The organism is Neoroseomonas alkaliterrae, from assembly GCF_014199195.1.
Lineage (GTDB): Bacteria > Pseudomonadota > Alphaproteobacteria > Acetobacterales > Acetobacteraceae > Neoroseomonas > Neoroseomonas alkaliterrae.
This window is the reverse complement of record NZ_JACIJE010000004.1, coordinates 136,142-161,563: the sequence shown is the minus strand read 5'-3', so window position 1 is coordinate 161,563 and position 25,422 is coordinate 136,142. Positions and strand designations below refer to the sequence as shown.

The following is a 25,422-nucleotide window of genomic DNA, read 5'->3' as shown; positions in this document are numbered from 1 at the left end:
CGCGCATTCCGGGCGCGGTCCTCGAAGCTCGCAGACTCGGACGAGAATGGTCGGGCAGGCGGGATTCGAACCCACGACCCCCAGTCCCCCAGACTGATGCGCTACCAGGCTGCGCTACTGCCCGACCGAGGCGCGCCGTTTAGCACCGGACGCGCCGGCTTTCCACCCCCTCAGGCCGCCAGTGCACGCAACTCGCGTGCGATCGCCTCCAGCTCCGCCAGGCATTCCCGCAGCGCCGCGGTTTCCTGCTCCTCGGCCGCCGGCGGCGGGTCGCCGAGCGGCAACTCGCCCATGGCGGCGGCCTGCGGCCCCTCATCCGTCCCGTCGCGCAGCAGCCTCTGCACGCCCTTGATCGTGTAGCCCTGGGTGTAGAGCAGGTCGGAGATGCGCCGCAGCAGCGCGATATCCTCGGGCCGGTAGTAGCGGCGCCCGCCGCCACGCTTGAGCGGCTTGAGCTGCGGGAACTTCGTCTCCCAGAAGCGCAGCACGTGCTGCGGGATGTGCAGGTCGTCGGCGACCTCGCTGATGGTGCGGAAGGCCGTCGGCGCCTTGCGCGGCTTCGCGCGCCCCTCCTCGGCCGGCAGGTCCTCGCTCATTCCTCGGCTCCGGCGGGCTCGTGGTTGATGCGCGCCTTCAGCACCTGGGAGGGGCGGAAGGACAGCACCTTGCGCGGCAGGATCGGCACCTCGATCCCGGTCTTGGGGTTGCGCCCGATGCGCTGGCCCTTCTGGCGCACCAGGAAGGTGCCGAATGCGGAGATCTTCACCGGTTCGCCCGCTTCCAGCGCGCCGGAGATGCGCTCCAGCACGGATTCGAGCAGCGCCGCGCTCTCGTTCCGCGACAGCCCGACATTCGTGTAGATCGCTTCCGCAAGCTGCGCGCGCGTGACCGTGTTCATGCCCGGAAGGCCCCCTAAGTCCCTCATGGCAAATGAAACCCGCCCGAGGGGTCCGCCGTCAACCTTGTCGCGCGCCAGCGGCTACCGCCGCGCGCCATAGACCAGGTCCGGCAGGAAGGTCGCGATCGCCGGAACATAGGTCACAAGGATCAGCAGCAGCCCCATGATGACGATGAAGGGCCAGACGCCGCGCACCACCTCCGAGAGTGGGCAGCGAAGGATGCCCGCCAGCACGAAGAGGTTCAGCCCCACCGGCGGCGTCAGCAGCGCGAGCTCCATGTTCATCACCGCCACCACGCCGAAATGCACGGGGTCGATGTCGAAGGGCTGCAGCAGCGGCAGCAGCACCGGCATGGTCAGCAGCAGGACGGAGAACACCTCGAGGAACATCCCGAGGAACAGCAGCAGCAGGTTGATGCCGATCAGGAACTGCCACCATTCGAGGCCGAGCCCGGTCGCCCAGTTCACCACCCGCGTCGCGACACCCGCCTCGGTCACCCAGTGGCCGAAGATCAGCGCCAGCGCGATGATGATCATGATCGCGGCGGCATTGCGCACCGCCTCGGCCATCACGCTCAACACCTGCGAGGGCGGGATGCCCTTGTAGACGAAGACCGAGAGCGCCAGGGCCACGACCGCGGAAAGCGCCGCGCATTCCGTCAGCGTCACCACGCCGCCATAGAGCCCGCCCAGCACGATGACCGGCACCGACAGCGCGGGCAGCGCGAACAGAGTCCGCCGCCAGCGCTCGCCGGGCTCGATCCTCTGCTCGCGCGCATAGCCGCGGCGTTTCGCGTAGTAGATCACCCAGGCCGCGATGGCCCCCGCCTGCATCAGCCCCGGGATGACGCCCGCGAGGAACAGCCGCGTGATCGCCTCGTCCGCCAGCACGCCATAGACCACGAAGGCGAGCGAGGGCGGGATCAGGATGCCGAGCGTGCCCGAGGCCGCGACGATCCCTGCCGCGAAATGCCGCTCGTATCCCGCGCGCAGCATCGCCGGCACCAGCACCGTGCCCATCGCCATGGCGGTCGCGACCGAGGAGCCGCACATCGCCGCGAACACCGTGCAGGAGGCGACGCAGACAAGCCCGAGCCCGCCCGGTATGCCGCCCACCCAGCCCTCGGCCGCGTCGATCAGGGCGCGCGCGACATTGCCGCGCTCCATGAACACCGCGGCGGCCACGAAATACGGCACGGCCAGCAGCGTGGTCGAGTTCAGCTCGTCCACGATCTTCTGCGCCATGGGCAGCAGCGCCTGGCCCTCGCTGACGAAGGCGAGGAAGGCGGTCGAGCCCATCACCAGCCAGATGGGCACGCCGAGGATGAGCAGCCCGCCGAACAGCGCCCAGATCATCGCTCAGTTCCCGCGCCTGCCGAGGCCGAGGCGCGCGAGCACGCGCATCAGGTAGGTGAAGGCCATCAGCCCCATGCCGACCGGCAGCGAGGCCTGGTAGATCCATAGCGGGAAGCGCAGCGTGGTGGTCGAGACGTCGCCGAAATCCCAGCTCTCATGCGTCACCAGGATGGCGAGCCAGCACAGGATGCCCGCCATCACCAGCCCGAGCACGTCCCCGAGAAGCCCGAGCGCCCGCTGCACCGGCTGCGGCATCATGCCGACGAAGAGGTCGGCCTTCACATGCCTGTCGGCCGCGGTGACCGCGGCGAAGGACAGGCACACCGCCCACACCACGAGATAGACCTGCACCTCGTCGCCCCATTCGATCGCGTGCTGCGGGGCGAAGGTGCGCAGCGCGACATTGACCGAGGCGAGCGACAGCGCGGCGATCCCGAGCACACCGACGACAAGCGAATCGATGCGCCCGATCACGCCGCGATGGGCGGCCTCCGCGGGCGGGGCGAAATCCATCGCCGCGGGCGCGTCAGACGCCGACGCCGGCGGCGCGGATCTCCCGCAGGACCCCCGCGACCAGTTCGCGGTCGATGCCGATCTCGGCCACCACCTGGTCCTGTGTGGCCATCAGCCGGCGGCGGGCATCCGTCGCCTCCTGCTGGGTCGCCGTCTTGATGGAGATGTTGTTGCGCAGGAGGATGTCGCGCGCCTCGCGCTGCGCCGTCGCCGCCTCGCCGCGCTCCTTGTCCACCGTCTCCTCCCAGATGCGCGTCAGCGTCTGGCGCTCCTGCGGGTTCAGCTTGTTCCACAGCGTCTGGCTGACCATCGGGATGTACTGGTTGAAGGTCTGGAAGTCCTCGAAGGAATGGCGCACCCCTGCATCCCATAGCTTCGCCGTGTTCGCGCTCTCATGCGTGGTCACGAGGCCATCCACCGTGTTCTGGCTGAGCGCGAGCGGCACGTCCGGCCAGGGCACCAGCACGGGATTGGCGCCGAGCGTGCGGATGCGCGCCGCATTGGCCGAGCCGCCCGGATGACGGATGCGCAGGCCCTGCAGGTCGGCGAAGCCGTTGATCGGCTTGGACGTGGTGTAGAAATGCTGCGCGCCGAGGTCGAACCAGCGCCCCAGCACCTTCACCCGCAGCCTTTCCTCGAGCTTGCGGTTGATCTGCTGGCCCGCCGCGCCGTCGAGGATGCGGTGCAGGATCGCAGGCTCGAGGCCGTAGAACATCGGCAGCGAGGGCAGCGCCGCATCGGGCGCGATGCCGTCGAGATTCCACCAGCCGGGGATGCCCATCTCGACGCCGCCCTGGCGCAGCGCGCGCGGCACGTCGCGGTCGCGGAAGAGCTGCGCGGAGGGGAAGACCTGCGGCGCGAGCCGCGGCAGCTCGGCGCGCACCCGCTGCGCGAAATGCTCGGTGTTGCGGTTGCGCACATGCGTCGGGTTGGTATCGAGCGAGATGCGCATCTGCTCGCCCTGCGCCTGCGCGGCGCGCGTGGCGAGCATCGCGGCGCCGCCGACGACGCCGAACATGAATGGACGGCGATTCATGGCCCGATCCTCCCTCCCGGCCTCGCTCGCCGGCGAGTGCCTGCATGTTGGCCAGTGGGCGCGCGCGTCGCGCGCCGCCGGTGCGACGTTACGACGCGAGGCCGCGGTGCTGTCAATGGAGCACCACCGCGCAGGCGAGCGGCGCGGCGCCGTTCAGAAGCGGACGATAGAAGCGCCCCAGGTCAGCCCGCCGCCGATCGCCTCGAGCACCGCGAGGTCGCCCGGCCTGATGCGCCCGTCCCCGCAGGCCTCGGCGAGTGCGAGCGGGATCGAGGCGGCGGAGGTGTTCGCGTGCCGGTCCACCGTGACCACCACGCGCTCGGGCGGCAGGTGCAGCTTGCGGCCCATCGCCTCGATGATGCGCAGGTTCGCCTGGTGCGGCACCAGCCAGCGGACATCCTCGTGGCCGAGGCCGTTGGCGTCCAGCGCCTCGTCCACCACGGCGGCGAGCTTGGTCACGGCGTGGCGGAACACCTCGCGCCCGGCCATGCGCAGCAGGCCAGGCCCGCCAGTCGAGCCCGCGCCGCCCTCGATGTGCAGGATGTCCCCGAAGCGGCCGTCCGAATGCAGGTGGCAGGAGAGGATGCCCCGGTCCGCATTCGTGCCGCCCCCCTCCTCGGCGCGCAGCAGCACCGCGCCGGCGCCGTCGCCGAACAGCACGCAGGTGCTGCGGTCGGTCCAATCGAGGATGCGCGAATAGACCTCGGTCCCGATCACGAGCACCGATCGCGCCTGCCCGACCCGGATCAGGCTGTCGGCAACGGCGAGGGCGTAGATGAAGCCCGTGCAGGCCGCCGACATGTCGAAGGCGAAGCCGCGCGTGATGCCGAGCTTCGCCTGGATGCGCACGGCGGTGGCCGGGAAGCCGGAATCGGGCGTCGAAGTCGCGACCAGGATGGCGTCCACCTCCGCCGCATCGGCGCCGGCGCGCGCGAGCGCCTCGCGCGCCGCCGCGGCACCGAGGTCGGAGGCCGTCTCCTCGGCGGCGGCGAAGTGCCGGTAGCCGATTCCCGTCCGCTCGCGGATCCAGGCATCCGAGGTCTCGAGCCCCTTCAGCGCCGCAAGCTCGTCGTTGGAAAGCCGCTGCGCGGGAAGGTATCCGCCGCATCCGGCGATGGTGGCGCGCAGGACCATGAGGGAAGCGAACCCCTAGCGTGGATCGGCCGCGATGCGCGGGCCGGGCGTGGAAAGGCGGGCGAGGCCCTCACGGATACGCTCGTTGAAGCGGTGCGTCACCATGTCCATCGCGACATCCACCGCATGGGCGAAGCCCAGCGCGTCGGTGCCGCCATGGGACTTCACCACCACCCCGTTCAGCCCGATCAGGATGGCGCCGTTGTAGCGGCGCGGGTCCATCCACTCGCGCAGCCGGTCGAGCGCGGGGCGCGCGAGCAGATAGCCGAGCCGGGCCGGAACGGAACTGGTGAAGACCTGCCGCAGCAGGTCGCGCATCAGCTTCAGCGCGCCCTCGCCGGTCTTGAGCGCGACATTGCCGGTGAAGCCGTCGGTCACCACCACGTCGGTGGTGCCGGCGGTGATGTCGTGCCCCTCGACGAAACCGCGGAACTGCGCGCCGATGTGCGAATCGCGCAGCACCTCGGCGGCGTGGCGCACGCGGTCGTCGCCCTTCAGCTCCTCGCTGCCCACGTTCAGCAGGCCGATCGAGGGGTTGGTCAGGCCGAGCACGGCGCGCGCGAAGGCGTCGCCCATCACCGCGAACTCGACGAGGTTGCGCGCGTCGCACTGCACGTTCGCGCCGAGGTCGAGCAGCACCACGTCCCCGCGCGCCGAAGGCCCGATCGCCGCGAGCGCCGGCCGGTCGATCTCGGGCAGCGTCTTGATGACGATCTTGGCGAGCGCCATGAGCGCGCCGGTATTGCCGGCCGAGACGACCCCCGATGCCTCCCCCGCCGCCACCGCGTCAATGGCCACGCGCATGGAGGAGCCGCGCACGCGCAGCGCGGCGGTCGGCTTCATGTCGCCCGGGATGGCGTCCGGCGCATGGCGCAGGCTGCAGGCGCGCGCGGCGCGCTTGCGCCGGGCCAGGGCGCCGCCCACCCGCGCCTCGTCCCCCACCAGCAGGAAGCGGGCGGATGGATGGCGTTCGGCGGCGAGCTCGAGCCCGTCCAGCACGACCTCGGGCGCCGCGTCGCCGCCCATGGCGTCGATCGCGAGCGCGAAGGGCGGTTGCTCGGAGGGCACCGCTCAGCGGCCCGTGCGCGGGGTGATGGCCACCGCCGCTCAGCTGCGGATGGTGGTGCCCACGCGCTCGGCCGCGACCACCTCGCGGCCATCATAGTGGCCGCAGTGGGAGCAGACGTGATGCGGCCGCTTCAGCTCGCCGCAGTTGGAGCACTCCTGGTAGGACGGGGCGCTCAGCGCCTCATGGCTGCGGCGCATGCCGCGGCGGGAGGGCGAAACCTTCTTCTTCGGAACGGCCATGGCGCCGAGCCTCTTTCTTCAAGCAGTCATGCAGGATAGCGGGAGCGCGGGGCATTAGCACCCACCCCCCTCCGACGCAAGCCGCGGGCGCAAGCCGCGGGCCGCGATCAGCCCCGGCGCATCGCCGCGAGCGCGGCGAAGGGGCCGGTGGGCGGCGCCTCGGCCTCGCCGTCCCCCTCCCCCGGCAGCGCCGCGCCCGGGGCGCGCGGGTAGGGATCGAGCGCGAGGGCGAGTTGCTCGGCCAGCGCCTCGCCCAGATCCACCGCATCGCCCTCCGCCGCCACCTCGTCCGGCCCCTCGGGATCCTCGGAGAAGGCGCCCCCTGGCGGCAGGATGCGCAGCGCCACCGCCTCCTCCACCGCCTGGACCACAGGCTCGAGCGTGACCACGCAATCCTGCACCACCTCGGCCTCCATCCGCCCCTCGGCGAGCACCGCCCCGCCCGGCTCGGGCCGCAGCCGCAGCACCGCCCGCAGCCGGTTCACCGCCGGGATGGCGAAGCGGCGCGCCAGGGCCGCGCATTCGGCGGGCTGCGCCTCCAGCCGCTCCTCCCGCCCGGCCTCGGGAATCCGCGCGAGCGTGACGATGCGGGAGAATTCAGGCGTCATGCAGAAGCTCCTCCGCTGCGAGGAAGCGCACCCTCCCCGCCGCCATGGCGGCGATGTCCTGCCCGGCCAGCGCGGCATCCTGCGCCCGGGCAATCGCGGCGAGCCGCCCGGCGCAGCCCTCCGGCGCCTCGCCGCGCCAGACATTGCGCGCGAGCGCCTCGGCGAGGGCGTCCGGCTCGTTCGAATCGAGCGCCGCCTCATAGGCCAGGGCGCGCCCGTGGAAGGCCTCCCAGGCCTGGCGCACGCGCTTGCCCACCGCGAGGTCGCCCACCCCCATCTCCCGCAGGTTCAGGTCCATGTCCGCGAACATCGCGTCGAACACCGCCTGGGCCAGCGCGGGCCCGCGCGCATCGGGGTCGCGCCGGAGCCGCCGTATCAGCAGCCCGACATGCAGGCTCACGAGGTCGAAGCGCCCCTCCACCGTGTCGGGCACGGCGAGGCTCTCGAACAGCGCCGGCTGCCGCGCCGCCGCGACCGCCGCGCCATAGAGTTCGAAGCCGGCCCGCTCATGCGGCCGGCGGCGGAACATCCCGAGGATGCCCATGCTGTCCACCGCCTCCGGCCACCTCTCCGGTTGACCCGGGGGCGGCATGCTGTCTATCCGTTCCCGCGACATGGCCCGCCACCCCCGATCGGTCAACGCATTCCGCGCCGCGCCGCTGCTCCTCCTGCTCGCGCTCGGCGGCTGCGGCTGGCTGAACGAGAGGCTCGGCCCCGCGCCGGTGGCGCGCGGCAACCACGTGGATGCCGAGCGCCTCAGCCAGATCACGCCCGGCGTGCAGACCCGCGCCGATGTCGAGGCGCTGCTCGGCTCGCCCACCGCCCGCGGCACCTTCGACGACGACAACTGGTACTACATCAGCGCCCAGAGCCGGATCGCGCCTGGCCGCTTCCTCGAGATCGCGGACCGCCGCGTCGTCGCCATCTCCTTCAACCGGCAGGGCGTGGTCAGCGGCGTGCGCGAACTGACCGAGGCCGATGGCCGCGACGTGCGCATGGTCTCGCGCGAGACCCCCGTGCCCGGCAACGAGCGGACGCTGCTGCAGGCGCTGTTCGGCAATCTCGGCCGCCCGGGCATGGAAGGGGGCCCGGTCTCGGGCTCGAATCCGGCGAGCTTCGGCGCCGGCGCCGGCCGGCGGTGACGCCGGCCTGAAGACAGCGGCCGGCGGAGGCTGGGGCGGGAAACCCGCCCGCCGCCCGTCAGAAATGGCTCCAGCCGCCGCTGGCGAGCGACATGCGTTGCCCGTCCGCGCCGCGCACCGTGACCTCGGCCGCGCCCGGGACGAACCCGCCGATGCGCGTGACCGCGACACCCGCCGCCGCCGCCCGCGCCTCGATCCCGGCGCGGTCCGCGGGTGCGGCCGCGAAGAGCAGTTCGTAGTCGTCGCCGCCGGTCAGCAGCACGGGCAGCAGCGCGGGATCGGCCGCCAGCGCCGCGCGCGCCGGCGCCGAGAACGGCACCGCGGCCGCCTCGATCACCGCCCCGCAGCCCGCCGCCCGGCACAGATGCCCGAGGTCCTGCACCAGCCCGTCCGAGACATCGAGCCCGGCACGGGCGAGCCCCGCCAGCGCCCCGCCCAGCGCCAGCCGCGGTTCCGGCAGCCGGTAGCGCCGCACGAGATGGCCCTCGGCATCGCCCGGCAGTTCCCCGCGCAGCACGCGCAGCCCGAGCGCCCCGTCCCCGATGGTCCCCGAGACCCAGACATCATCGCCCGCGCGCGCGCCGGCGCGCGTCAGCACCGCATCCGGCGCCACCGTGCCGAGGATGGTCAGCGACAGGCAGGCCGGGCCGGGCGTCACCGTGGTGTCGCCCCCGAGCGCCGCGAGGCCGAAGGCCCGCTGGTCTTCCGCGAGCCCGCGCGCGAACGCCGCGATCCAGGCATCGGCGGTGCCGCGCGCGAAGGAGGTCGTCATCAGGTAGCCGAGCGGGGCCGCGCCCATCGCCGCGAGGTCCGAGAGGTTCACGCGCAGCAGCTTGCGCCCCACCGTCTCGGGCGGATCCGCTGGCAGGTAGTGCACACCCTCGACCATCGCATCGGCCGCGACCACAAGCCGCCGCCCCGCCGGGATGTCGAGCACCGCGGCATCGTCGGCGAGGCCGAGCGCCCCCTCCCCGGCCAGCGGCCGGAAATGCCGCGCGATCAGCGCGAACTCCGCCGGCAGGCTCACCGCGCCGCCCCGAACTCCGCCGGCCGCAGCGCATGGGCCATGGCATCGAGCACGCCATTGGCGAAGCGGCAGGTCTCCTCGTCGAGGAAGCCGCGCGCGATGTCGATGTACTCGTTGATCACGACGCGCGCCGGCGGCTCGCGTGGCGCCAGCAGCTCGGCCGCCGCGGCGCGCAGCAGCGCGCGCAGGACGGGATCGAGGCGCTCGAGCGTCCAGTCCTTCGCGACATGGGCGCGGATCGCGGCATCCGCCTCCTCGGCGCGCGAGGCCGCCGCCGTCAGGATGGCCTCGAACAGCGGCACATGGGCGAGCGGCACGCGGCCCTCCTCGAAGGCCTCCCCGCCCTCGCCCGCGCCGATGCGGTGGCGGATGAACTGCTGCGCGACCGTCTCGGCGCTCTCGCCGGTCTGCTCGGACTGGAACAGCGCCTGCACGGCGGCGACTCGCGCGCCGGTGCGCGGCCGGCCGGCGGGCTTCGGGCGGTTCTGGCTCATCCCGCAAGCCCCCAGCGCCGCGCCAGCGCGACCTGGCCAAGCACCGCATGGGCCGCCTCCGCGCCCTTGTTCATGCGGTCGTCGCGCGAGCGCGCCTCGGCCTGGGCGAGCGTGTCCACCGTCAGCAGCCCGAAGCCGATCGCCGCGCCGCTGCGCGTGGAAATCTCCATCACGCCGTGGCAGATCGCCTCGCAGATGAAGGTGTAGTGGTCGGTCTCCCCCTTCACCACGCAGCCGAGCAGCAGGAAGCCGTCCCAGCGTCCCGGCACCTTCAGCGCCATCGCCAGGGCCGCGGGAAGCTCGTAGCCGCCCGCGACCTCGACGACCTCGACGCTCGCCTTCACATCGGCCAGCACGCGGCGCGCGCCGCGCAGCATCCCCTCCACCACCTCGCGGTAATAGGGCGCCTGGATCACCAGGATGCGCGGCGCGGGGCCGGCCAGCGCGGCCGCGCCGCGCTCGGGGGCATCGAGGGTGCTCACGCCGCGCCGTCCTTCACGATGGGCCGCGTCTCGACATCCTCGATGCCGTAGCCCTCGAGGCCGACGATCGGGCGCGGATGGTTGGACAGGCGGATCATGCGCGTGACGCCGAGATCGGCCAGGATCTGCGCGCCGATGCCGTAGTCGCGCAGCTCGGGCGCCGCCGCGCGCCCGCGCCCGCGCCGCACCTGGTCGGAGACCGCATCGGCGCGCGTGTCGCGCAGCAGCACCACCACGCCGCGCCCCTCGGCCGCGATCATGCGCATCGCGCCGTGCAGTTCCTCCGTGCCGTGCCCGGCCACGATGTCGTTCAGCAGGGAGACGGCGTGCATGCGCACCAGGACCGGCTCGCCGCCCGCGACATCGCCCTTGACCAGAGCGAGATGCTCGCCCCGCGCGACGGTGCTCGAATAGACCACCGCCCGCCACTCGCCGCCCACCGCCTGCTGCAGCGTGCAATCCTCCACGCGCTGCACCAGCCGCTCGGTCCGCCGGCGATAGGCGATCAGGTCGGCGATGGTGCCGAGCTTGAGGCCGTGATGCTGCGCGAAGGCCACCAGGTCCGGCATGCGCGCCATGGTGCCGTCGTCGTTCATGATCTCGCAGATCACGCCCGAGGGATTGAGTCCCGCGAGGCGGGCGAAATCCACCGCCGCCTCGGTGTGGCCCGCGCGCACCAGCGTGCCGCCCTCGCGCGCCACCAGCGGGAAGACATGGCCGGGTGTCACGATGTGCTCGCGCCCGAGTTCCGGGTTGATGGCGACAGCGACCGTGCGCGCGCGGTCGGCCGCGCTGATGCCCGTCGTCACGCCCTCGCGCGCCTCGATCGAGACGGTGAAGGCGGTCTGGTGCCGCGTGCCGTTCGACTGCGCCATCAGCGGCAGCGCGAGCTGCTCGACGCGCGCCTGGGTCAGCGCGAGGCAGATCAGCCCGCGGGCATGTCGGGCCATGAAGTTGATCGCATCCGGTGTGGCGAACTGCGCGGGGATGACGAGGTCGCCCTCGTTCTCGCGGTCCTCGTCATCCACCAGGATGAACATGCGGCCGCGGCGGGCCTCCTCGAGCAGGTCCTCGGTCGGCGAGATGAAGTCGTGGAAGGAGGTGCGGACGGGCTGGCCCGCATCCGTCGTGCTCATCGCTGATACTCCCGGAGGCGCGCCACGTAGCGCGCCATCATGTCGGCCTCGATGTTCACCCTGTCCCCCGGTTGCAGCGTCCCGAAGGTGGTGACCGCGGCGGTGTGCGGGATGATGTTGACGCCGAACACCTCCCCGTCAACCTCGTTGACCGTCAGCGAGACGCCGTCGATCGCGACCGACCCCTTGGGCGCGATATAGGGCGCGATCGCCGCCGGCACGCGGAAGCGCCAGCGCACCGATGCGTTCTCCGGCGTGGCCGAGACCACCTCCGCCACCCCGTCCACATGCCCCGCGACCAGATGGCCGCCGAGCTCGTCGCCCAGGCGCAACGCGCGTTCCAGATTCACCCGCGTCCCCGGCCTCCAGCCGCCCACCGTGGTCTTCGCCACCGTCTCGGCCGAGCAGTCCACCGAGAAAGCGTCGGCGGCGAGATGCACCACCGTCAGGCACACCCCGGAACAGGCGATCGAGGCGCCGATCGCGGCCGGGACGGGCCGGGCGAGGAACTCGGGCGCGGTGCCGATCACGAGGCGCAGGTCGTGCCCGCCGCCGATCGGCTGCACCTCCCGCACCGTGCCGAGGGCCGTCACGATCCCGGTGAACATCAGGGCATCTCCTCGATGCGTTCGAACTCGGTCAGCACATCGGCGCCGAGGGGGGCGAGCGCAACGCGCCGGAAGCGGGGCATGGCGGCAAGCGCCCCGACGCGCAAGCCCTCGGCCGCCGGGAGCCCCTCGGCCCCCAGCACCCCCGGCGCGTGGAACCAGGCGAGCCGGTCAACCAGCCCCGCCCGCAGCAGCCCCGCGGCGAGCCCCGCCCCGCCCTCGGCCAGCACCCGCGTCACCCCGCGCTGGGCCAGGGCGGCGAGCAGCGCGCGCAGGTCGAGCCCCCCGCCCTCGCCGGCCGGGGCCGTCTGCACCGCCACCCCGGCGGCAAAGAAGGGCGCGAGGGCGGCAGGCGGATGGCCCGGCACGGTCACGATGCAGGTGGGCGTGGCGCGGGCCGTCGCCACCAGCCGCGCCGAGAGCGGCGTGCGCAGCCGCGCATCGGCCACCACGCGCAGCATCGGCACGCGCTCCATCCCCGGGATGCGGCAGGTCAGGTCCGGGTCGTCGGCCAGCACCGTGCCCGAGCCCACCAGGATGGCATCGTGCCGCGCGCGCAGCGCATGCACCGCGCGCCGCGCCGCGGGCCCGGTGATCCAGCGGCTCTCCCCCGCCGCGGTGGCGATCCGCCCGTCGAGCGTGGAGGCCAGTTTCAGCGTGAGCACCGGCAGCCCGGCCTCGATGCGGCGGAAGAAGCCGGCATTGAGCGCGCGGGCCTCCTCGGCGCAGAGCCCCTCCTCCACCACGATGCCCGCGGCGCGCAGCCTCGCGAGGCCGCGCCCGTCCACCCGGGGGTCGGGGTCGCGCATCGCCACCACCACCCGCGCGACGCCCGCCGCCTCCAGCGCGTCGCAGCAGGGCGGCGTGCGGCCGTGATGGGAGCAGGGCTCGAGGGTGACATAGGCCGTCGCCCCGCGCGCCCGCGAACCGGCGCGGCGCAGCGCCTCGGTCTCGGCATGGGGCCGCCCGCCGGGCTGGGTCCAGCCGCGCCCGACCACCCGGCCATCGCGCACCAGCACGCAGCCCACCGCCGGGTTCGGCCAGGTGTTGCCGAGGCCCCTCCGGGCCAGGGCCAGCGCGGCGCGCATGTGGTGCAGGTCGTCGGACATCGGGGGCTGCGGGGTTGTCCACCTTCCCCGCCCCGCCGGCAAGCCGCCCTACCGCACCACCCGCGCGAGTTGCAGCACCGACAGGAATGCGCCCGCGGCATAGGTCAGCGCCGCCGCGCGCAGCACCGCGCGCGCCGCGCCGAGGTCGCGCCCCGAGAGATACCCGCCCCGCGTGATCGCCGGCAGCGCCCGGCCGAAGGAGGCATCGAACTCGAGCGGCAGGGTGACGAGATGCACCAGCACCGACAGCCCGAACAGCGCCAGCGCCAGCAGCAGCGAGGGCAGCACGAGATGCCCCGCCCCCGCCGCCGCGCCGCCCAGCGGCAGCACGGTCAGCGCCACCGCGGCGGCAAGGCGCAGCGGCGTCACCGCGCGCATCAGCGCAAGGCGCAGGGCAAAGAGCCGCGATCCCTCGGCGTGCTGCACGGCGTGCGCCACCTCATGCGCCGCCACCGCCGCCGCCGTGACCGAGCGCCCATGGAGATGCCCGGGCGCAAGCCGCACCGCCGGCACGGCCGGATCGTAGTGGTCGCCCTCGTCGGTCGCTTCCACCGCGACGTGGTGCAGCCCGGCCTCGTCGAGCAGGTGCCGGGCGAACTCGCCGCCCGTGCCCGGCAGGTCGGGCCGGTCGGCGGCGTGGCGGGCCATCACCCAGCGCACATAGGCCGTCGGCCCGAGGACCAGCGCGAGGACCAGCAGGATCAGCGCCGGGATCATCGGCGCGATGGCTCAGTCCGCGCTGCCCGCGGAGCCGAGCTCGCCGAGGAAGGCCTGGAAATCCTTCGCCTCGCTGAAGTTGCGATAGACCGAGGCGAAGCGGACATAGGCCACCTGGTCGAGCTCGCGCAGGCTCTCCATCACGATCTCGCCGATCTTGCGCGAGGGGATCTCGGTCTCGCCCTCGGTCTCCAGGCGGCGCTGGATGGAATTGACCAGACGCTCGATCCGGTCCTCGTCCACCGGCCGCTTGCGGCAGGCCACGCGGATCGAGCGCGCGAGCTTCTCGCGGTCGAAGGGCACGCGGCGGCCATCGGTCTTGAGCACCGTGATCTCGCGCAGCTGCACCCGCTCGAAGGTGGTGAAGCGCGCCCCGCAGGAGGCGCAGGCCCGCCGGCGCCGGATCGCCGCCCCGTCCTCGGCCGGGCGGCTGTCCTTCACCTGGGTGTCCTCGGCGCCGCAGAAGGGGCACTTCATCGCGCGCCCCTCAGCCCGGATAGACCGGGAAGCGGCGGCAGAGCTCCAGCACCTTCGCCTTGACCGCGGCCTCCACCGCCGCATTCACGCCATCGGCGTTGGAGGCGGCCACCGCGCCGTCGAGCACCTCGCCGATCAGCCGGCCGATCTGTCGGAACTCCGCGACGCCGAAGCCGCGCGTGGTGCCGGCCGGGCTGCCGAGGCGCACGCCGGAGGTGACCATCGGCTTCTCCGGGTCGAAGGGAATGGCGTTCTTGTTGCAGGTCAGGTGGGCGCGGTTCAGCGCCGCCTCCGCGACCTTGCCGGTCAGGCGCTTGGGCCGCAGGTCCACCAGCAGCAGGTGGTTGTCGGTCCCGCCGGTCACGAGGTCGAGGCCCTGGGCCTTCAGCTCCTCGGCCAGCGCCTGGGCGTTGGCGACGACGGCGGCGGCATAGGCGCGGAACTCGGGCCGCAGCGCCTCCCCGAAGGCGACCGCCTTGGCGGCGATGACATGCATCAGCGGCCCGCCCTGCAGCCCCGGGAAGACGGCCGAGTTGAACCGCTTCGCCAGCGCCTCGTCATTGGTGAGGATCATGCCCCCACGCGGGCCGCGCAGCGTCTTGTGCGTGGTGGTGGTCACCACATGCGCGTGCGGGAAGGGCGAGGGATGCGCCCCGCCGGCCACGAGGCCCGCGAAATGCGCCATGTCCACCATGAAATACGCGCCCACCTCGTCGGCGATCTGCCGGAAGCGCGCGAAATCCCAGTGCCGGGCATAGGCCGAGCCGCCGGCGATGATCAGCTTCGGGCGGCTCTCCCGCGCGATGCGCGCGACCTCCTCCATGTCGATGCGCTGGTCCTCGCGGCGCACCGTGTAGGGCACCGGCCTGAACCACTTGCCCGAGAGGTTGGCGGGCGAGCCATGCGTCAGGTGCCCGCCGGCGGCGAGGTCGAGGCCCATGAAGGCATCGCCCGGCTGCAGCAGCGCGAGGAAGACGGCCTGGTTGGCCTGTGCCCCGGAATGCGGCTGGACATTGGCGAAGCCGCAGCCGAACAGCGCGCAGGCGCGCTCGATCGCGAGCCGTTCCGCCACATCCACCGCCTCGCAGCCGCCGTAGTAGCGCCGGCCGGGATAGCCCTCGGCATATTTGTTGGTCAGCACGCTGCCCTGTGCCTCGAGCACCGCCTTCGAGACGATGTTCTCCGAGGCGATCAGCTCGATCCCGTCCTGCTGGCGGGCCAGTTCCTGCGCCACCGCGGCGGCGAGGTCGGGGTCCGCCTCAGCGAGGCCGGCGGCGAAGAAGGCGGCTGCGGGCGCGACGCCGGAGACGGGGCCTTCCGGCGCGCGAAGGGGGGCGGGGGCGGGTCGCATCATGCCGGCGGTTGTGCGCCGGGCCGGGCGGGCTTGGCAAGGCGCAGCCATCACATGCGGGCGCGGCTCCGGACGCCTGCATCCGAAGGCCCGCGACGGACCGGGGGCGCGCGCCGGAAGCGCCCGCCAAGGCGCGGTTTCCGAAGGGTTCGCGCGGCCCGGGACGCGCTGCCCTCCGCGCCGCGAACGGGCCACGGCGGCACGCGGCACGGCCGCTCCGGCCGGGGCATGGCCGGCGCGACACTGCCCTGCCGGCGCGACTCCACGGGCAAACAACGGCCCGGACCGCGACCGCCGCGTCTCGCGCCGGCATCGGGCGCCGTTCCAGCCCCTGTCGTGAGAGCCTCCGCGCCCGCCCAGGCACGCCCAGCGGGCCGGGGATCGCTGCCGGCCATGGCCAGCACACGGACGCGGGCGGCTCGTCCCCGCCTCCGCGGCGGGAACGCCGGATCCGGGCCGAAGCTCGCCGCGTCGCCCTCCGGCACCGGGCTCGCCCCGCGCAGGCCGCGGGCCCGCCGCGCGCCGCGCCCAGGCGGGCGAGACGCCGCCGCCCTAACCGTTCTGCGCCTCGATCTTCGCGACCCGCCGCTCATGCCGCCCGCCCTCGAAGGGCTGCGCGAGGAAGGCCCGGAGCGCGTCCAGCGCCGTCTCCACGCCCGTGGTCCGCGCGCCAAAGCAGGCCACGTTGGCGTCGTTGTGCGCCCGCGTCAGCCGCGCCTCGGTGGTGTCGTGCAGCACCGCGGCGCGGATGCCCCGGTGGCGGTTCGCCGCGATCGCCATGCCGATGCCGGTCCCGCAGACCAGCACGCCGAAGCGCGCCCGGCCCTCGGTCACGGCGCGGCAGACGGCGGCGGCGAAATCGGGATAGTCCACCGACTGCGTGCCGTCCGTGCCGAGGTCCAGCACCGCATGGCCCGCCGCTTCGAGGGCCGCGCGCAACTCGGCGCGGAGCTGCGGACCGGCATGGTCGGAGGCGATGGCGATGGTGTCCATGATGCTGTTCCCGCGGAGATCGTCCGCCATGGCCGGGGACAGCCGGCAGCGCCCCGGCCCGGCGGCAGCGCCTTATCGGCGCAGGCCCCGCCGCGGGCAAGGGCCGGCGCGCGCCCTGCTCCTCGCGCTGCTGCTCCCCGCCGCGCCCGCCGCCGCGCAACCCGCGGACGCCATCGATCGGTTCTGCGGCGGCGGCGTGACCGGCGGCGGCTCCGGCCTGCGCCTGCTGCCGGACGGGAGCGCCTTCGCCCTGCGCCGCGCCCGCGCCGGCGCGCCGCTGGAGGCCGTGCCCGTTCCGCGCCAAGGGCCGTCCTACGCCGAGATCCTCGCGCTGCTGGAGGCGGCGGGCTTCGAGCGGCTCGCCTCCGCCCCGCCCGGCAACCTCACCTGCTCCCTCACGCTGAGGCGAGAGGGCCAGGGGCACAGCGTCACCTGGCCGGCAGGTGCGCCGCCGGCGTCGCTGGCGCCCGCGCTCGCGGCCCTCGGCGCGGACCGCCCTTGATGCCCGGAGCGCGTGGCTACGCTTGCGGCGGGGCGGCATCCGGCCTGCGGAAGAAGCCCCCGGAGGGCTGCTGCAGCGGCCCTGCGCCGAAACAGGCAGGCGAACGGCATGACCTTATGCTCCGCTGCACGGATCACCCGCTGCGACGGGGCGCGGGGCTGTGGGGCCGGCCGCGCGCGGCATGACGGGCAGATGCCCCGCGGACGAAGGTCAGACCCGTGTTCCGCGGCCTCAGCGCCTTGCGAGGAAGCCCAGGACCGCCGCGATCGCGCCCTCCCGCGCCGCCGCATCGGTGCCCGTCGTCACCGTCTGGCCGTTGGGCAGCAGGCGGGAGCGGATGGGTATCCCTGGATGGTCGAAATTGTGGTGCGCGCCGGCAAAGACGCGGAGCTCGATCCGCTCCGGCGCCCGCGCGGCCAGGGCCTCGCAGCGATGCGCCGGCGTCCAGTCATCCGCCTCGCCCAGCAGCATCAGCAGCGGCACCGGCGCAGCCCAGCCCGGCGCACCCGCGAGCAGCGCGCCGCAGCCCGGATAGAAGGCGATCGCCGCCCGCAGCAGGCCCGGCGGCAGCGGCGCGCCGAGCGTCGCCAGCACCGTGCTGCCGCCATGCGACCAGCCCATCAGGATGCCCCCGCCCGGCGGCTCGTCCGCCTGCGCCGCCGCCCAGGCGAGGGCCGCGCGCGCATCCCCGGCGCGCAGGCCCCCGGGGCGCACCGGATGCTCCGCCCGCCCGCAGGCGGGGCCCAGGCCGCGGCTGCCGAAACTGTCGGGAAAGACCACCCGGTGCCCGAGCGCGGAAAGCCGCGCGGCCCAGTCCGTCTCGCGCGCCGGCAGCCGCAGCGGGCGGTCGGGCGCCGCGAGGCCGGTGCAGCCATGCAGCGCCACCACCGCCGGCCGGCGCGCCACCCCCGCGGCCGGCTCGACGACCATGGCGCGCAAGGCGGCGCCATCCTCGGCGTGGATCGAGACCACCTCGCCCCGCGCCGCGAAGGGGGCGAGCATCAGCGCCGTGGCCAGCAGCCGCGCGATCACGGCGTGCGCCGGTTGTCGCCGGGCCGCAGCCGCAGCCCGGGGCGGAGATTGGTGAAGGGCAGCACCGCCGGGTCGGCCACCACCGGCCCCGGCGCGGCCACCACGATCACCTCCCGCGCGATGGGCTGGAAATCGGCACGGAAATGCACGCTCGACTTCACCGCGACGATCCCCTGCTCCGCCGGCTCGATGCCGAGGAAGCGGAAGATCGCCTGGTCATGCGCCTGCATCTTGCGGCTGACCACGATCACGCGCACGCCCGGCGCGACCCGGATCAGCGCCGAGGGCCCGAGATCGGCCGGGTTGCCCCTGCCCATCGGCCCGGTCAGGGTGAAGCGCCCGTCGCTCAGGCGCTCGACCAGCGCGGTGACGGCGAGCGGCGCGCCGTCGCTCCTGCCGCCGAGATCGAGCGTGACCGTCGCCCCCTCCCCCGCCGCATGGCAGGCGGCGGCGGCCTCGGCGTCGTTCATCGGCGCGAGCACCGCGCCCTCGGCGCCCTGGCGGATGAGTTCGGCGAGCAGCCCGGTGGTGTCCCCATGCCCACCGCCGCCTGGATTGTCCTGGGTGTCGGCCAGGACGACCGGCCCCTTGCCCGAACCGGCCATGGCGCGCGCCACGCCCTCGGCCGCCGGCAGCACGCCGAGGGCGAATTCCGGCTCCTTCGCCGCGATGAATCCGGCCAGCGCGTCCGCCGCCTCGGCCGCCTGCTCCGTCGTGTCGGCGAAGGCGGCGATGGCCATGCCGCAGCCCGGGAAATCCGCGTAGGGGAAGCCGAAGCAGAAGCCGAGTTCCCACATGCCCGGCGCCTCGGCGAGGCGGGCGCGTTCCGCCATCACCTCGGCCATCGGCGCGACCATGGTGCATTGCGCGGGAAGCGGCGTCCAATAGTCGATCTCGCGGAACGCCTTGGCCGGGCGGCGGCGCTCGCGGATCATGCGCAGCAGCAGCCGCGCGGCCTGCGCCCCGGCCGGCTTCATGTCCACATGCGGATAGGTGCGGAAGGGCACCAGCACATCCGCATGCGCGACCATCGCCGCGGTCATGTTGGCGTGCGGATCGAGGCTCGCGGCGATCGGCACATCCGGCCCGACCACCGCGCGCACGCGGCGCAGCAGCTCGGCTTCCGCATCGTCGAAGCCGACCGCGACCATCGCGCCGTGCAGGTCGAGATAGACGCCGTCGAGCGGCCCTTCCTCCAGCGCATCCGACAGCGCGGCGATGATGAGTGCGGCGATGCGCTCGAAGGCCTCGGCGGTGACGGGCCCGGCGGGGTTGGCGAAGCCCCAGGCGAGCGGGGCGATCGTGACACCCTCCTCCTCGGCCACCATGATGGCCCCGGCGGCGGGGCAGGAGGTGGGGCGCAGCGCGTCGAGCAGCGTGTCGCGCTTCTGCAGCGGCGGAAAGCCGCCGGGCTTCACGAACTCGGCCCAGCCCGTGGGCAGCGGCGCGAAGGAATGGCTCTCGTGCAGGAAGCCGCCGATGGCGATGCGGGTCATGGGGTCAGCCCTTCGCGATGCCCGCGGTGGCGAGCACCGCATCGGCCAGCACGCGCATCCCGGCTTCCGCCCATTCCGGGGTGATGCTCTCGGCCTCGTTGTGGCTGAGGCCGCCATGGCAGGGGCAGAAGATCATCGCCGTCGGCACGCGCCGCGCGACGTAGACCGCGTCGTGGCCGATGCCGGTCGGCATGTCCATGTGCCGGTAGCCGAGGCGCCGCGCCGCATCCCGCACGCGCCCGACCAGCGTCGCATCGAAGGGCGTGAGAGGCGAATGCCAGAAATCCGCCACCGCGATCCGCACCCCGCGCGACGCGGCGACGCCCGCCGCGCGCGCGCGGATCGCCTCCGCCATGCGCGCGAGCAGCGCGGGGTCGTGGTGCCGCGTATCCACCGAGAACCACACGCGCGAAGGCGCGATGTTGCGGCTGTCGGGATAGACGCTCAGGCGCCCGACCGTCGCGCGCCCCGGCTCGCCCTCCGCGGTGCGGGTGGCGAGCGCGATCTGCTCGATCGCCGCGATCAGCGGCGCCGCGGCCATCATCGCGTCGCGCCGGCCGGCCATGGGCGAGCCGCCATGCGCCTCCTCGCCCTCGACCGTCACCTCCAGCCAGTTCTGCGCCAGCGCATGGGTGACGACGCCGATCGCGCAGCCGGCATCCTCGAGCAGCCTGCCCTGCTCGATATGCAGTTCGATGAAGGCGGCGATGTCTCGCAGGATCGCGGGATCCGCCTCCCCCTGCCAGCCGATGCGCGCGAGTTCCGCGCCGAAGGTCCTGCCCTCGCTGTCCTGCTTGGCCAGCACCTCGGCCTCGGTGAAAAGGCCCATGGCCGCGCCGCTGCCCATCATCGGCGGCGAGAAGCGCGCGCCTTCCTCGTTGGTGAAGTTGACGAGCATCAGCGGCGCCTCGGTCTCGATCCCCGCCTCGTGCACGGCGCGCAGGATCTCGAGCCCCGCCAGCACGCCGAGCACGCCGTCGAACTTCCCGCCCGTGGGCTGGGTGTCGAGATGGCTGCCGAAGGCGACCGGCTTGCGCGAGGGGTCGCGCCCGGGCCGCGTCAGCATCATGTTGCCGACGCGGTCCACCCGCAGCGTGCAGCCCGCCGCCTCAGCCCAGCGGCGCAGCAGGTGGCGGCCTTCGGAATCGAGGTCGGTCAGCGTCTGGCGGTTGCAGCCGCCCTTCGGCGTGGCGCCGATCCGCGCCATCTCCATCAGGCTGTCCCAGAGGCGCTGCCCCGAAAGGGGGACGTTCGTCGTCATGCGGCCTTCTCCAGCCCGCACCATTCGGCCATGGTCAGCGCGATGGTGCGCGTGATGTCGTGCATCGAGTCGAGCCCCACGCTCTCGTCAATGCCGTGGATCTCCTGCGCGTCGGGGCCGAAGCAGGCGACCGGCGTGCCCTGGTAGAGCGCGAAGAAGCGTCCATCCGTCAGCCCCGTCGCCGGATAGTCGCGCAAGGCGCCGCCCGAGACATCGGCGAAGTTGCGCCGCGCGAGACGCACGATCGGCGCCTCCATGTCGAACACGCACGGGTCCGCCATGAAGCCCCTGAACTCCAGCCGCACGGTCGCGCCCATGAGCGCCGGATCGGCCGCTGCGTCGGCGACGATGCGCTCGATGTCGGCCTTGGTCTGCGCCGCCGTGCGCCCCATCATCACGCCCACGCGCAGGCCGATGCGGCAGCGCGTCGGCACGGAGCTGTTCCACTCGCCACCCTCGATGGTGCCGAGATTGACGTTCACCGGGTGGTTCACGCCGCGGAAGGCGGGGTGGATGCGCTCGGCGCGGTTCATCTCCGCCTGGTAGTCCTCGAAGCGCGCGGCGATGGCGTTCGCCGCCTTGATGGCGTTGATCCCCGCCTGCATGTCGCGCACATGGGCAGGCCGGCCCGAGACCGTGACCCAGGCCCAGACCACGCCGACCTCGGCGGTGTAGATCGCGGGCAGGCCGGGGCCCGGCTCGGGGATGATGACGGCATCGGCCTTGGGCAGCGCCAGCATGGCGGCGAGCGCGCCATTGCCGGTGCATTCCTCCTCGATCACCGACTGCATCTGCACCTCGGCCGCGGGCTGCAAACCGGCGAGGCGCAGCGCCCTGAAGGCCGTCACATAGGAGACGATGCCCGCCTTCATGTCCCCCGCGCCGCGCCCGTACATGCGCCCGCCGCGGATGGAGGGCTCGTAGGGCGGCGTGGCCCACATGTCGGCCGCGCCTTCCGGCACCACGTCCACATGGCCCTGCAGCGCGAGGCTGCGCCCCTTGCGCTCGCGCGGCGTGAACACCGCGACGACATTGTCCCGCCCCTCATAGGGCACAAGCGGCGGCGAGAAGCCGGGATGCGCGGCGAGAGCGGCCACATCGGTCGGCACGCGCCGCGGCGAGAGGCCGAGCCCCTCGTAGATCCGCGCCATCTCGTTCAGCGCGGACTGCTCATTGCCCAGCGTGGACGGGCAGCGCACCAGGCGTTCCAGCATCCGCAGCGCATCCTCGCGCAGCGCATCCACGGCCTCGAGGATCGCGCGGCGCGCGCCGGGATCGAGCGGTTCGGTCATTGGCGTGCTCCTCAGGCGGCGATCACGGGCGGCGTCCAGGCGCGCCCCGGGATGCTGTCCAGCAATTGCTGCGTATAGGGATGCTTCGGGTTGCCGAACACCTCCGCCGTCGCGCCCTGCTCCACGATCGCCCCGCGCTGCATCACCGCGATCCGGTCGCAGACCTGCGCGGCGACGCGCAGGTCATGCGTGATGAACAGCATGGTCAGGCCGAGGCGCGCGCGGATGTCGGCCAGCAGCGCGAGCACCTGCGCCTGAACGCTGACATCGAGGGCCGAGACCGGCTCGTCGGCGATCAGCAGTTCCGGCTCCATGGCGAGGGCGCGCGCAATGCCGATGCGCTGGCGCTGCCCGCCGGAAAACTCGTGCGGGTAGCGATCCATCGCGCCGGCATCGAGCTGCACCAGCGCGAGCAGTTCCCGCGCGCGCCGCAGCGCCGCCTCGCGCGGCGTGCCGTGCGTGATCGGCCCCTCGGCGATGATCTCGCCCACCCGCCGGCGCGGGTTGAGCGAGGCGAAGGGGTCCTGGAACACCATCTGGATCTTCTTCCGATAGGGCTTCCACGCCCCGCGCGAGAGCGGGCGCAGATCGCCCCCCTCGAAGAGGATCTCGCCCTTCTCAGGCTCGACCAGCCGCACGACGCAGCGCGCGAGCGTGGACTTGCCCGAACCGGACTCGCCCACCAGCCCCAGCGTCTCGCCCTTGCGCAGCACGAAGTCGGCGTCGTGCACCGCGCGCACCACGGGCCGCGGCCCGAACCAGCCGCCCGGGCGGCGATAGGTCTTCTCGATGCCCTTCGCCTGCAGCACCAGCGGCGCGTCGGCCGGCGGCGGCGCGGCGGCGGCCGCCCCATGCGGGACGGCGGCGATCAGCGCCCGGGTATAGGGATGCTGGGGCCGGTTCAGCACCTCGGCCGCCGGACCCTGCTCGACGATTCGCCCGTGCTGCATCACCGCCACGCGGTCCGCGATCTCGGCCACCACGCCGAAATCATGGGTGATGAACATCACGCCCGTGCCGCGGCGCGACTGGATCTCGCGGATCAGGCGCAGGATCTGCATCTGCGTCGTGACATCGAGCGCGGTGGTCGGCTCGTCCGCGATCAGCAGCGAGGGTTCGAGCGCGAGCGCCATGGCGATCATCACCCGCTGCCGCTGCCCGCCCGAGAGCCGGAACGGGTAGGAGCGCGCGGTCGCCGCCGGGTCCGGCAGGTTCACCGCCGCGAGCAACTCCGGCACGCGCCTCGCAGCATCGGCCCCCGCGCCATGGACGCGCATCGCCTCGGCGATCTGCTCGCCCACGCGCATCACCGGATTGAGCGCCGTCATCGGCTCCTGGAAGATCATCGCGAGCCGCGCGCCGCGCAGCCGGCGCATGCCTTCGGGGCTGAGGGCGAGCAGATCCTGCCCCTCGAAGGCGATGCGCCCGGCCTTCACCGGCAGCCCCTTCGGCAGCAGCCCCATCACCGCATTCGCCGTGATGGACTTGCCCGAGCCCGATTCACCCACGACGCAGAGGATCTCGCCCGCATCCACGCGGAGCGTGATGTCCTCGACCGCATGTGGCCGGTCCCCGCCCGCGGGCAGGCCGACCGTCAGCCCCTCGACTGCGAGCAGGCTCATGCCGCGCCTCCCCGCTGGCGCGCCAGCCGCGGGTTCAGCGCATCCGACAGCCCCTCCCCCACCAGGTTCAGCGCCAGCACGGTGAGGAAGATGGCGAGCCCGGGAAACACGCTCATCCACCAGGCGAGGCGGATCACGCTCCGCCCCGCCCCGATCAGGAAGCCCCAGGTCATGAGGTTCGGATCGCCCAGGCCGAGGAAGGAGAGCGCGCTCTCGAGCAGGATCGCCGATGCCACCATCAGCGAGGACAGCACCACGATGGGCGAGAGCGCATTGGGCAGGATGTCCGTCAGCACGATGGACAGGCGCGACTTTCCCAGCACCTCCGCCGCCTGGACGAACTCGCGCGAGCGCAGCGAGAGGAACTCGGCGCGCACCACGCGCGCCACCGGCGGCCAGGACACCACGGCTATGGCGAAGACGACCGAGCCGATGCTCGGCGTGAAGATCGCCACCAGCAGGATGGCGAAGACGAAGGAGGGGATGGTCTGGAAGAACTCGGTGAAGCGCATCACCGCGTCATCCGCGATCCCGCCCAGATAGCCCGCGATCGCGCCCAGGCTCACGCCGATCGACAGCGCCGCGATGGTCGAGACCGCGCCCACCATCAGCGAGATGCGCGCCCCATGCGCGATGCCCGCCGCCACGTCCCGCCCCAGGCTGTCCGAGCCGAGCAGCATCCCCTCCTCGCCCGGCGGCACGAAGGGCGCGGTCGCCATGTCCCAGGGGCTGCCGGGAAAGAGCAGCGGCGCGAAGGCCGCGAGCAGGAAGACCAGCACGAGGATCACGAGCCCGACCACCGCGCCGCGGTTGCGGCGGAAGCGCCGCCAGAAGTCGCTCATCCCTCCACCTCCACGCGCGGGTCCACCACGGCGTAGAGCAGGTCGGTCAGCAGGTTGAACAGCACCACCATCACCGATGTGCAGAAGAACACGCCGAGCAGCACGGCATAGTCCCGCGCGAGCAGCGCGTCGAAGGCGAGCCGCCCGATGCCGGGCCAGGCGAAGACCGTCTCGACCAGGATCGAGCCGCCGATCAGCTGCCCCGCCTGGATGCCCGCGAAGGTGATCACCGGCAGCAGCGCGTTGCGCAGCACATGCCGCCGCACCACCTGACCCTCCGGCACGCCCTTGGCCCGCGCGGTCTTGACGAAGTCCTGGTCCGCCACCTCCAGCATCGTCGCGCGCGTCAGCCGCGCATAGACCGCGAGGTAGAACAGCCCGAGCGTCGCCGCCGGCAGGATCAGGTGCTTGCCCACATCCAGCACCGCCGCGAGGCCACTCAGCTCCACGCCCACCGTCGCCATGCCGAAGCTCGGCAGCCATTCCAGCCAGACCGAGAAGAACAGCACCAGCATCAGCCCGACCCAGAAGATCGGCGTCGCGTAGAAGGTGAGCGCGATGACGGTGATGACGGAATCCGCCCAGCGCCCCACGCGCCGCGCGGCCAGCGTGCCGAGCGTGACCCCCGCCGTCACCGCGAAGGCGAAGGCCGCCCCGGTCAGCAGCAGCGTCGCCGGCAGGCGGTCGCTGATCAGCGTCCACACCGGCTGCTGCTGGCGGTGGCTGAAGCCGAGGTCAAGCGTCAGCACGCCCTTGAGGTAGATCCAGAGCTGCACGTGGAAGGGCTTGTCCAGCCCGAACTGCTCGCGCAGCTGCGCGAGGAACCGCTCGTCCGCCGCGCCGGATTGCCCGGCGATGACGCTCGCCGGATCGCCGGGCGCGGCGTGGATCAGAAGGAAGTTGCAGACGACGATCGCGAGGATCACGACCGCCGCCTTGATGCCGCGCCTCAGCAGGAAGCCCGGCAGCCTCGAAAGCTCCATTCC

28 protein-coding genes, 1 tRNA gene and 1 pseudogene are annotated in these 25,422 nt (G+C 73.2%); 2 read left to right on the top strand and 28 right to left on the bottom strand.

The window, feature by feature from the left end:
* Window positions 1-47: 47 nt before the first annotated feature.
* The 11 genes and pseudogenes from FHS88_RS09005 to FHS88_RS08955 all read right to left on the bottom strand — a co-directional run bounded on the left by FHS88_RS09005 (window position 48) and on the right by FHS88_RS08955 (window position 7,445).
* Window positions 48-124, bottom strand: a tRNA-Pro gene (locus FHS88_RS09005).
* 112 nt (window positions 125-236) lie between these two features.
* A pseudogene (locus tag FHS88_RS09000) lies at window positions 237-596 on the bottom strand (MerR family transcriptional regulator); the annotation flags it as partial.
* Window positions 593-898: an integration host factor subunit alpha gene (locus FHS88_RS08995; protein ID WP_184483725.1), complete on the bottom strand. Its 306-nt coding sequence runs from the start codon at window positions 896-898 to the stop codon at window positions 593-595. The gene FHS88_RS08995 and the pseudogene FHS88_RS09000, both read right to left, overlap by 4 nt.
* Before the next feature lie 81 nt (window positions 899-979).
* Window positions 980-2,254 (bottom strand): TRAP transporter large permease, encoded by a 1,275-nt coding sequence (locus FHS88_RS08990; protein ID WP_184483723.1) that lies wholly within the window; start codon window positions 2,252-2,254, stop codon window positions 980-982.
* 3 nt (window positions 2,255-2,257) lie between these two features.
* A complete protein-coding gene (locus tag FHS88_RS08985) occupies window positions 2,258-2,767 on the bottom strand; it encodes a TRAP transporter small permease (protein ID WP_184483721.1) in 510 nt (169 codons plus the stop codon).
* A gap of 13 nt (window positions 2,768-2,780) precedes the next feature.
* Window positions 2,781-3,803: a TRAP transporter substrate-binding protein DctP gene (dctP, locus tag FHS88_RS08980; protein ID WP_184483719.1), complete on the bottom strand. Its 1,023-nt coding sequence runs from the start codon at window positions 3,801-3,803 to the stop codon at window positions 2,781-2,783.
* 153 nt (window positions 3,804-3,956) lie between these two features.
* Window positions 3,957-4,937: a beta-ketoacyl-ACP synthase III gene (locus tag FHS88_RS08975; protein ID WP_272872811.1), complete on the bottom strand. Its 981-nt coding sequence runs from the start codon at window positions 4,935-4,937 to the stop codon at window positions 3,957-3,959.
* A 15-nt stretch (window positions 4,938-4,952) separates the two neighbouring features.
* A complete protein-coding gene (gene plsX / locus FHS88_RS08970) occupies window positions 4,953-6,005 on the bottom strand; it encodes a phosphate acyltransferase PlsX (RefSeq protein WP_338146481.1) in 1,053 nt (350 codons plus the stop codon).
* Between the two features lie 39 nt (window positions 6,006-6,044).
* Window positions 6,045-6,245, bottom strand: a complete 201-nt coding sequence (gene rpmF / locus FHS88_RS08965; RefSeq protein ID WP_184483717.1) for a 50S ribosomal protein L32 — start codon at window positions 6,243-6,245, stop codon at window positions 6,045-6,047.
* Window positions 6,246-6,352: 107 nt separating this feature from the next.
* The gene (locus FHS88_RS08960) at window positions 6,353-6,853 is read right to left on the bottom strand and encodes a YceD family protein (RefSeq protein ID WP_184483716.1); all 501 of its coding nucleotides are present in this window, start codon (window positions 6,851-6,853) and stop codon (window positions 6,353-6,355) included.
* Entirely contained in the window at window positions 6,843-7,445 is a 603-nt protein-coding gene (locus tag FHS88_RS08955; RefSeq protein ID WP_246419750.1) for a ubiquinol-cytochrome C chaperone family protein, read from the bottom strand. The genes FHS88_RS08960 and FHS88_RS08955 overlap by 11 nt, the downstream gene beginning before the upstream one ends.
* Here FHS88_RS08955 and FHS88_RS08950 point away from each other — a divergent pair.
* Window positions 7,444-7,995, top strand: coding sequence for an outer membrane protein assembly factor BamE (locus FHS88_RS08950; protein WP_246419748.1), 552 nt, complete (start codon window positions 7,444-7,446; stop codon window positions 7,993-7,995). The two genes, FHS88_RS08955 and FHS88_RS08950, sit on opposite strands and share 2 nt — an antisense overlap.
* 58 nt (window positions 7,996-8,053) lie before the next feature.
* Here FHS88_RS08950 and thiL read toward each other — a convergent pair whose 3' ends face one another.
* From thiL to rpiB, 10 genes are all read right to left on the bottom strand, one after another.
* A complete protein-coding gene (gene thiL / locus FHS88_RS08945) occupies window positions 8,054-9,022 on the bottom strand; it encodes a thiamine-phosphate kinase (RefSeq protein WP_184483714.1) in 969 nt (322 codons plus the stop codon).
* Window positions 9,019-9,516: a transcription antitermination factor NusB gene (gene nusB, locus FHS88_RS08940; RefSeq protein ID WP_184483712.1), complete on the bottom strand. Its 498-nt coding sequence runs from the start codon at window positions 9,514-9,516 to the stop codon at window positions 9,019-9,021. Before nusB ends, thiL begins: the two co-directional genes overlap by 4 nt.
* The gene (locus tag FHS88_RS08935) at window positions 9,513-9,998 is read right to left on the bottom strand and encodes a 6,7-dimethyl-8-ribityllumazine synthase (RefSeq protein WP_184483710.1); all 486 of its coding nucleotides are present in this window, start codon (window positions 9,996-9,998) and stop codon (window positions 9,513-9,515) included. The genes nusB and FHS88_RS08935 overlap by 4 nt, the downstream gene beginning before the upstream one ends.
* Window positions 9,995-11,134: a 3,4-dihydroxy-2-butanone-4-phosphate synthase gene (ribB, locus tag FHS88_RS08930; RefSeq protein ID WP_184483708.1), complete on the bottom strand. Its 1,140-nt coding sequence runs from the start codon at window positions 11,132-11,134 to the stop codon at window positions 9,995-9,997. The genes FHS88_RS08935 and ribB overlap by 4 nt, the downstream gene beginning before the upstream one ends.
* The gene (locus FHS88_RS08925) at window positions 11,131-11,742 is read right to left on the bottom strand and encodes a riboflavin synthase (RefSeq protein WP_184483706.1); all 612 of its coding nucleotides are present in this window, start codon (window positions 11,740-11,742) and stop codon (window positions 11,131-11,133) included. The genes ribB and FHS88_RS08925 overlap by 4 nt, the downstream gene beginning before the upstream one ends.
* Entirely contained in the window at window positions 11,742-12,851 is a 1,110-nt protein-coding gene (ribD, locus tag FHS88_RS08920) for a bifunctional diaminohydroxyphosphoribosylaminopyrimidine deaminase/5-amino-6-(5-phosphoribosylamino)uracil reductase RibD (RefSeq protein WP_184483704.1), read from the bottom strand. The genes FHS88_RS08925 and ribD overlap by 1 nt, the downstream gene beginning before the upstream one ends.
* 48 nt (window positions 12,852-12,899) lie before the next feature.
* Window positions 12,900-13,568, bottom strand: coding sequence for a zinc metallopeptidase (locus tag FHS88_RS08915; protein WP_184483702.1), 669 nt, complete (start codon window positions 13,566-13,568; stop codon window positions 12,900-12,902).
* Between the two features lie 12 nt (window positions 13,569-13,580).
* Window positions 13,581-14,045, bottom strand: coding sequence for a transcriptional regulator NrdR (gene nrdR / locus FHS88_RS08910; protein ID WP_184483700.1), 465 nt, complete (start codon window positions 14,043-14,045; stop codon window positions 13,581-13,583).
* Between the two features lie 10 nt (window positions 14,046-14,055).
* Window positions 14,056-15,396 (bottom strand): serine hydroxymethyltransferase, encoded by a 1,341-nt coding sequence (gene glyA / locus FHS88_RS08905; protein WP_184484004.1) that lies wholly within the window; start codon window positions 15,394-15,396, stop codon window positions 14,056-14,058.
* Between the two features lie 552 nt (window positions 15,397-15,948).
* Window positions 15,949-16,419, bottom strand: a complete 471-nt coding sequence (rpiB, locus tag FHS88_RS08900) for a ribose 5-phosphate isomerase B (RefSeq protein ID WP_246419746.1) — start codon at window positions 16,417-16,419, stop codon at window positions 15,949-15,951.
* A gap of 166 nt (window positions 16,420-16,585) precedes the next feature.
* On the opposite strand from rpiB, the gene FHS88_RS08895 reads away from it, so the two are divergent.
* Window positions 16,586-16,891, top strand: a complete 306-nt coding sequence (locus tag FHS88_RS08895) for a hypothetical protein (protein ID WP_184483698.1) — start codon at window positions 16,586-16,588, stop codon at window positions 16,889-16,891.
* Window positions 16,892-17,122: 231 nt separating this feature from the next.
* On the opposite strand, the gene FHS88_RS08890 is transcribed toward FHS88_RS08895, so the two are convergent.
* Genes FHS88_RS08890 through FHS88_RS08860 form a run of 7 tightly spaced genes read right to left on the bottom strand, consistent with a single transcriptional unit; the run spans window position 17,123 to window position 25,419 of the window.
* Window positions 17,123-17,923, bottom strand: coding sequence for a dienelactone hydrolase family protein (locus FHS88_RS08890; RefSeq protein WP_184483696.1), 801 nt, complete (start codon window positions 17,921-17,923; stop codon window positions 17,123-17,125).
* On the bottom strand, window positions 17,920-19,419 hold the full coding sequence (locus FHS88_RS08885) for a M81 family metallopeptidase (protein WP_184483694.1): 1,500 nt from the start codon (window positions 19,417-19,419) through the stop codon (window positions 17,920-17,922). The genes FHS88_RS08890 and FHS88_RS08885 overlap by 4 nt, the downstream gene beginning before the upstream one ends.
* A 4-nt stretch (window positions 19,420-19,423) precedes the next feature.
* A complete protein-coding gene (locus tag FHS88_RS08880; RefSeq protein ID WP_211842523.1) occupies window positions 19,424-20,680 on the bottom strand; it encodes a Zn-dependent hydrolase in 1,257 nt (418 codons plus the stop codon).
* Window positions 20,677-21,972 (bottom strand): ArgE/DapE family deacylase, encoded by a 1,296-nt coding sequence (locus tag FHS88_RS08875; RefSeq protein ID WP_184483690.1) that lies wholly within the window; start codon window positions 21,970-21,972, stop codon window positions 20,677-20,679. The genes FHS88_RS08880 and FHS88_RS08875 overlap by 4 nt, the downstream gene beginning before the upstream one ends.
* Before the next feature lie 11 nt (window positions 21,973-21,983).
* Window positions 21,984-23,594 carry an ABC transporter ATP-binding protein gene (locus tag FHS88_RS08870; protein WP_184483688.1) on the bottom strand — a complete coding sequence of 537 codons (1,611 nt, stop codon included), beginning with the start codon at window positions 23,592-23,594 and terminating at the stop codon, window positions 21,984-21,986.
* On the bottom strand, window positions 23,591-24,436 hold the full coding sequence (locus FHS88_RS08865) for an ABC transporter permease (RefSeq protein WP_184483686.1): 846 nt from the start codon (window positions 24,434-24,436) through the stop codon (window positions 23,591-23,593). Before FHS88_RS08865 ends, FHS88_RS08870 begins: the two co-directional genes overlap by 4 nt.
* A complete protein-coding gene (locus FHS88_RS08860; protein ID WP_184483684.1) occupies window positions 24,433-25,419 on the bottom strand; it encodes an ABC transporter permease in 987 nt (328 codons plus the stop codon). The genes FHS88_RS08865 and FHS88_RS08860 overlap by 4 nt, the downstream gene beginning before the upstream one ends.
* Between the last annotated feature and the right edge of the window lie 3 nt (window positions 25,420-25,422).

Coding starts and splice junctions, on each gene's coding strand:
- FHS88_RS08995 (WP_184483725.1), bottom strand. CDS start 898: ATGAACACGGTCACGCGCGCGCAGCTTGCGGAAGCGATCTACACGAAT.
- FHS88_RS08990 (WP_184483723.1), bottom strand. CDS start 2,254: ATGATCTGGGCGCTGTTCGGCGGGCTGCTCATCCTCGGCGTGCCCATC.
- FHS88_RS08985 (WP_184483721.1), bottom strand. CDS start 2,767: ATGGATTTCGCCCCGCCCGCGGAGGCCGCCCATCGCGGCGTGATCGGG.
- dctP (WP_184483719.1), bottom strand. CDS start 3,803: ATGAATCGCCGTCCATTCATGTTCGGCGTCGTCGGCGGCGCCGCGATG.
- FHS88_RS08975 (WP_272872811.1), bottom strand. CDS start 4,937: ATGGTCCTGCGCGCCACCATCGCCGGATGCGGCGGATACCTTCCCGCG.
- rpmF (WP_184483717.1), bottom strand. CDS start 6,245: ATGGCCGTTCCGAAGAAGAAGGTTTCGCCCTCCCGCCGCGGCATGCGC.
- FHS88_RS08960 (WP_184483716.1), bottom strand. CDS start 6,853: ATGACGCCTGAATTCTCCCGCATCGTCACGCTCGCGCGGATTCCCGAG.
- FHS88_RS08950 (WP_246419748.1), top strand. CDS start 7,444: ATGCTGTCTATCCGTTCCCGCGACATGGCCCGCCACCCCCGATCGGTC.
- FHS88_RS08955 (WP_246419750.1), bottom strand. CDS start 7,445: ATGCCGCCCCCGGGTCAACCGGAGAGGTGGCCGGAGGCGGTGGACAGC.
- nusB (WP_184483712.1), bottom strand. CDS start 9,516: ATGAGCCAGAACCGCCCGAAGCCCGCCGGCCGGCCGCGCACCGGCGCG.
- ribB (WP_184483708.1), bottom strand. CDS start 11,134: ATGAGCACGACGGATGCGGGCCAGCCCGTCCGCACCTCCTTCCACGAC.
- FHS88_RS08925 (WP_184483706.1), bottom strand. CDS start 11,742: ATGTTCACCGGGATCGTGACGGCCCTCGGCACGGTGCGGGAGGTGCAG.
- ribD (WP_184483704.1), bottom strand. CDS start 12,851: ATGTCCGACGACCTGCACCACATGCGCGCCGCGCTGGCCCTGGCCCGG.
- FHS88_RS08915 (WP_184483702.1), bottom strand. CDS start 13,568: ATGATCCCGGCGCTGATCCTGCTGGTCCTCGCGCTGGTCCTCGGGCCG.
- nrdR (WP_184483700.1), bottom strand. CDS start 14,045: ATGAAGTGCCCCTTCTGCGGCGCCGAGGACACCCAGGTGAAGGACAGC.
- glyA (WP_184484004.1), bottom strand. CDS start 15,396: ATGCGACCCGCCCCCGCCCCCCTTCGCGCGCCGGAAGGCCCCGTCTCC.
- rpiB (WP_246419746.1), bottom strand. CDS start 16,419: ATGGCGGACGATCTCCGCGGGAACAGCATCATGGACACCATCGCCATC.
- FHS88_RS08885 (WP_184483694.1), bottom strand. CDS start 19,419: ATGACCCGCATCGCCATCGGCGGCTTCCTGCACGAGAGCCATTCCTTC.
- FHS88_RS08880 (WP_211842523.1), bottom strand. CDS start 20,680: ATGACGACGAACGTCCCCCTTTCGGGGCAGCGCCTCTGGGACAGCCTG.
- FHS88_RS08875 (WP_184483690.1), bottom strand. CDS start 21,972: ATGACCGAACCGCTCGATCCCGGCGCGCGCCGCGCGATCCTCGAGGCC.
- FHS88_RS08870 (WP_184483688.1), bottom strand. CDS start 23,594: ATGAGCCTGCTCGCAGTCGAGGGGCTGACGGTCGGCCTGCCCGCGGGC.
- FHS88_RS08865 (WP_184483686.1), bottom strand. CDS start 24,436: ATGAGCGACTTCTGGCGGCGCTTCCGCCGCAACCGCGGCGCGGTGGTC.
- FHS88_RS08860 (WP_184483684.1), bottom strand. CDS start 25,419: ATGGAGCTTTCGAGGCTGCCGGGCTTCCTGCTGAGGCGCGGCATCAAG.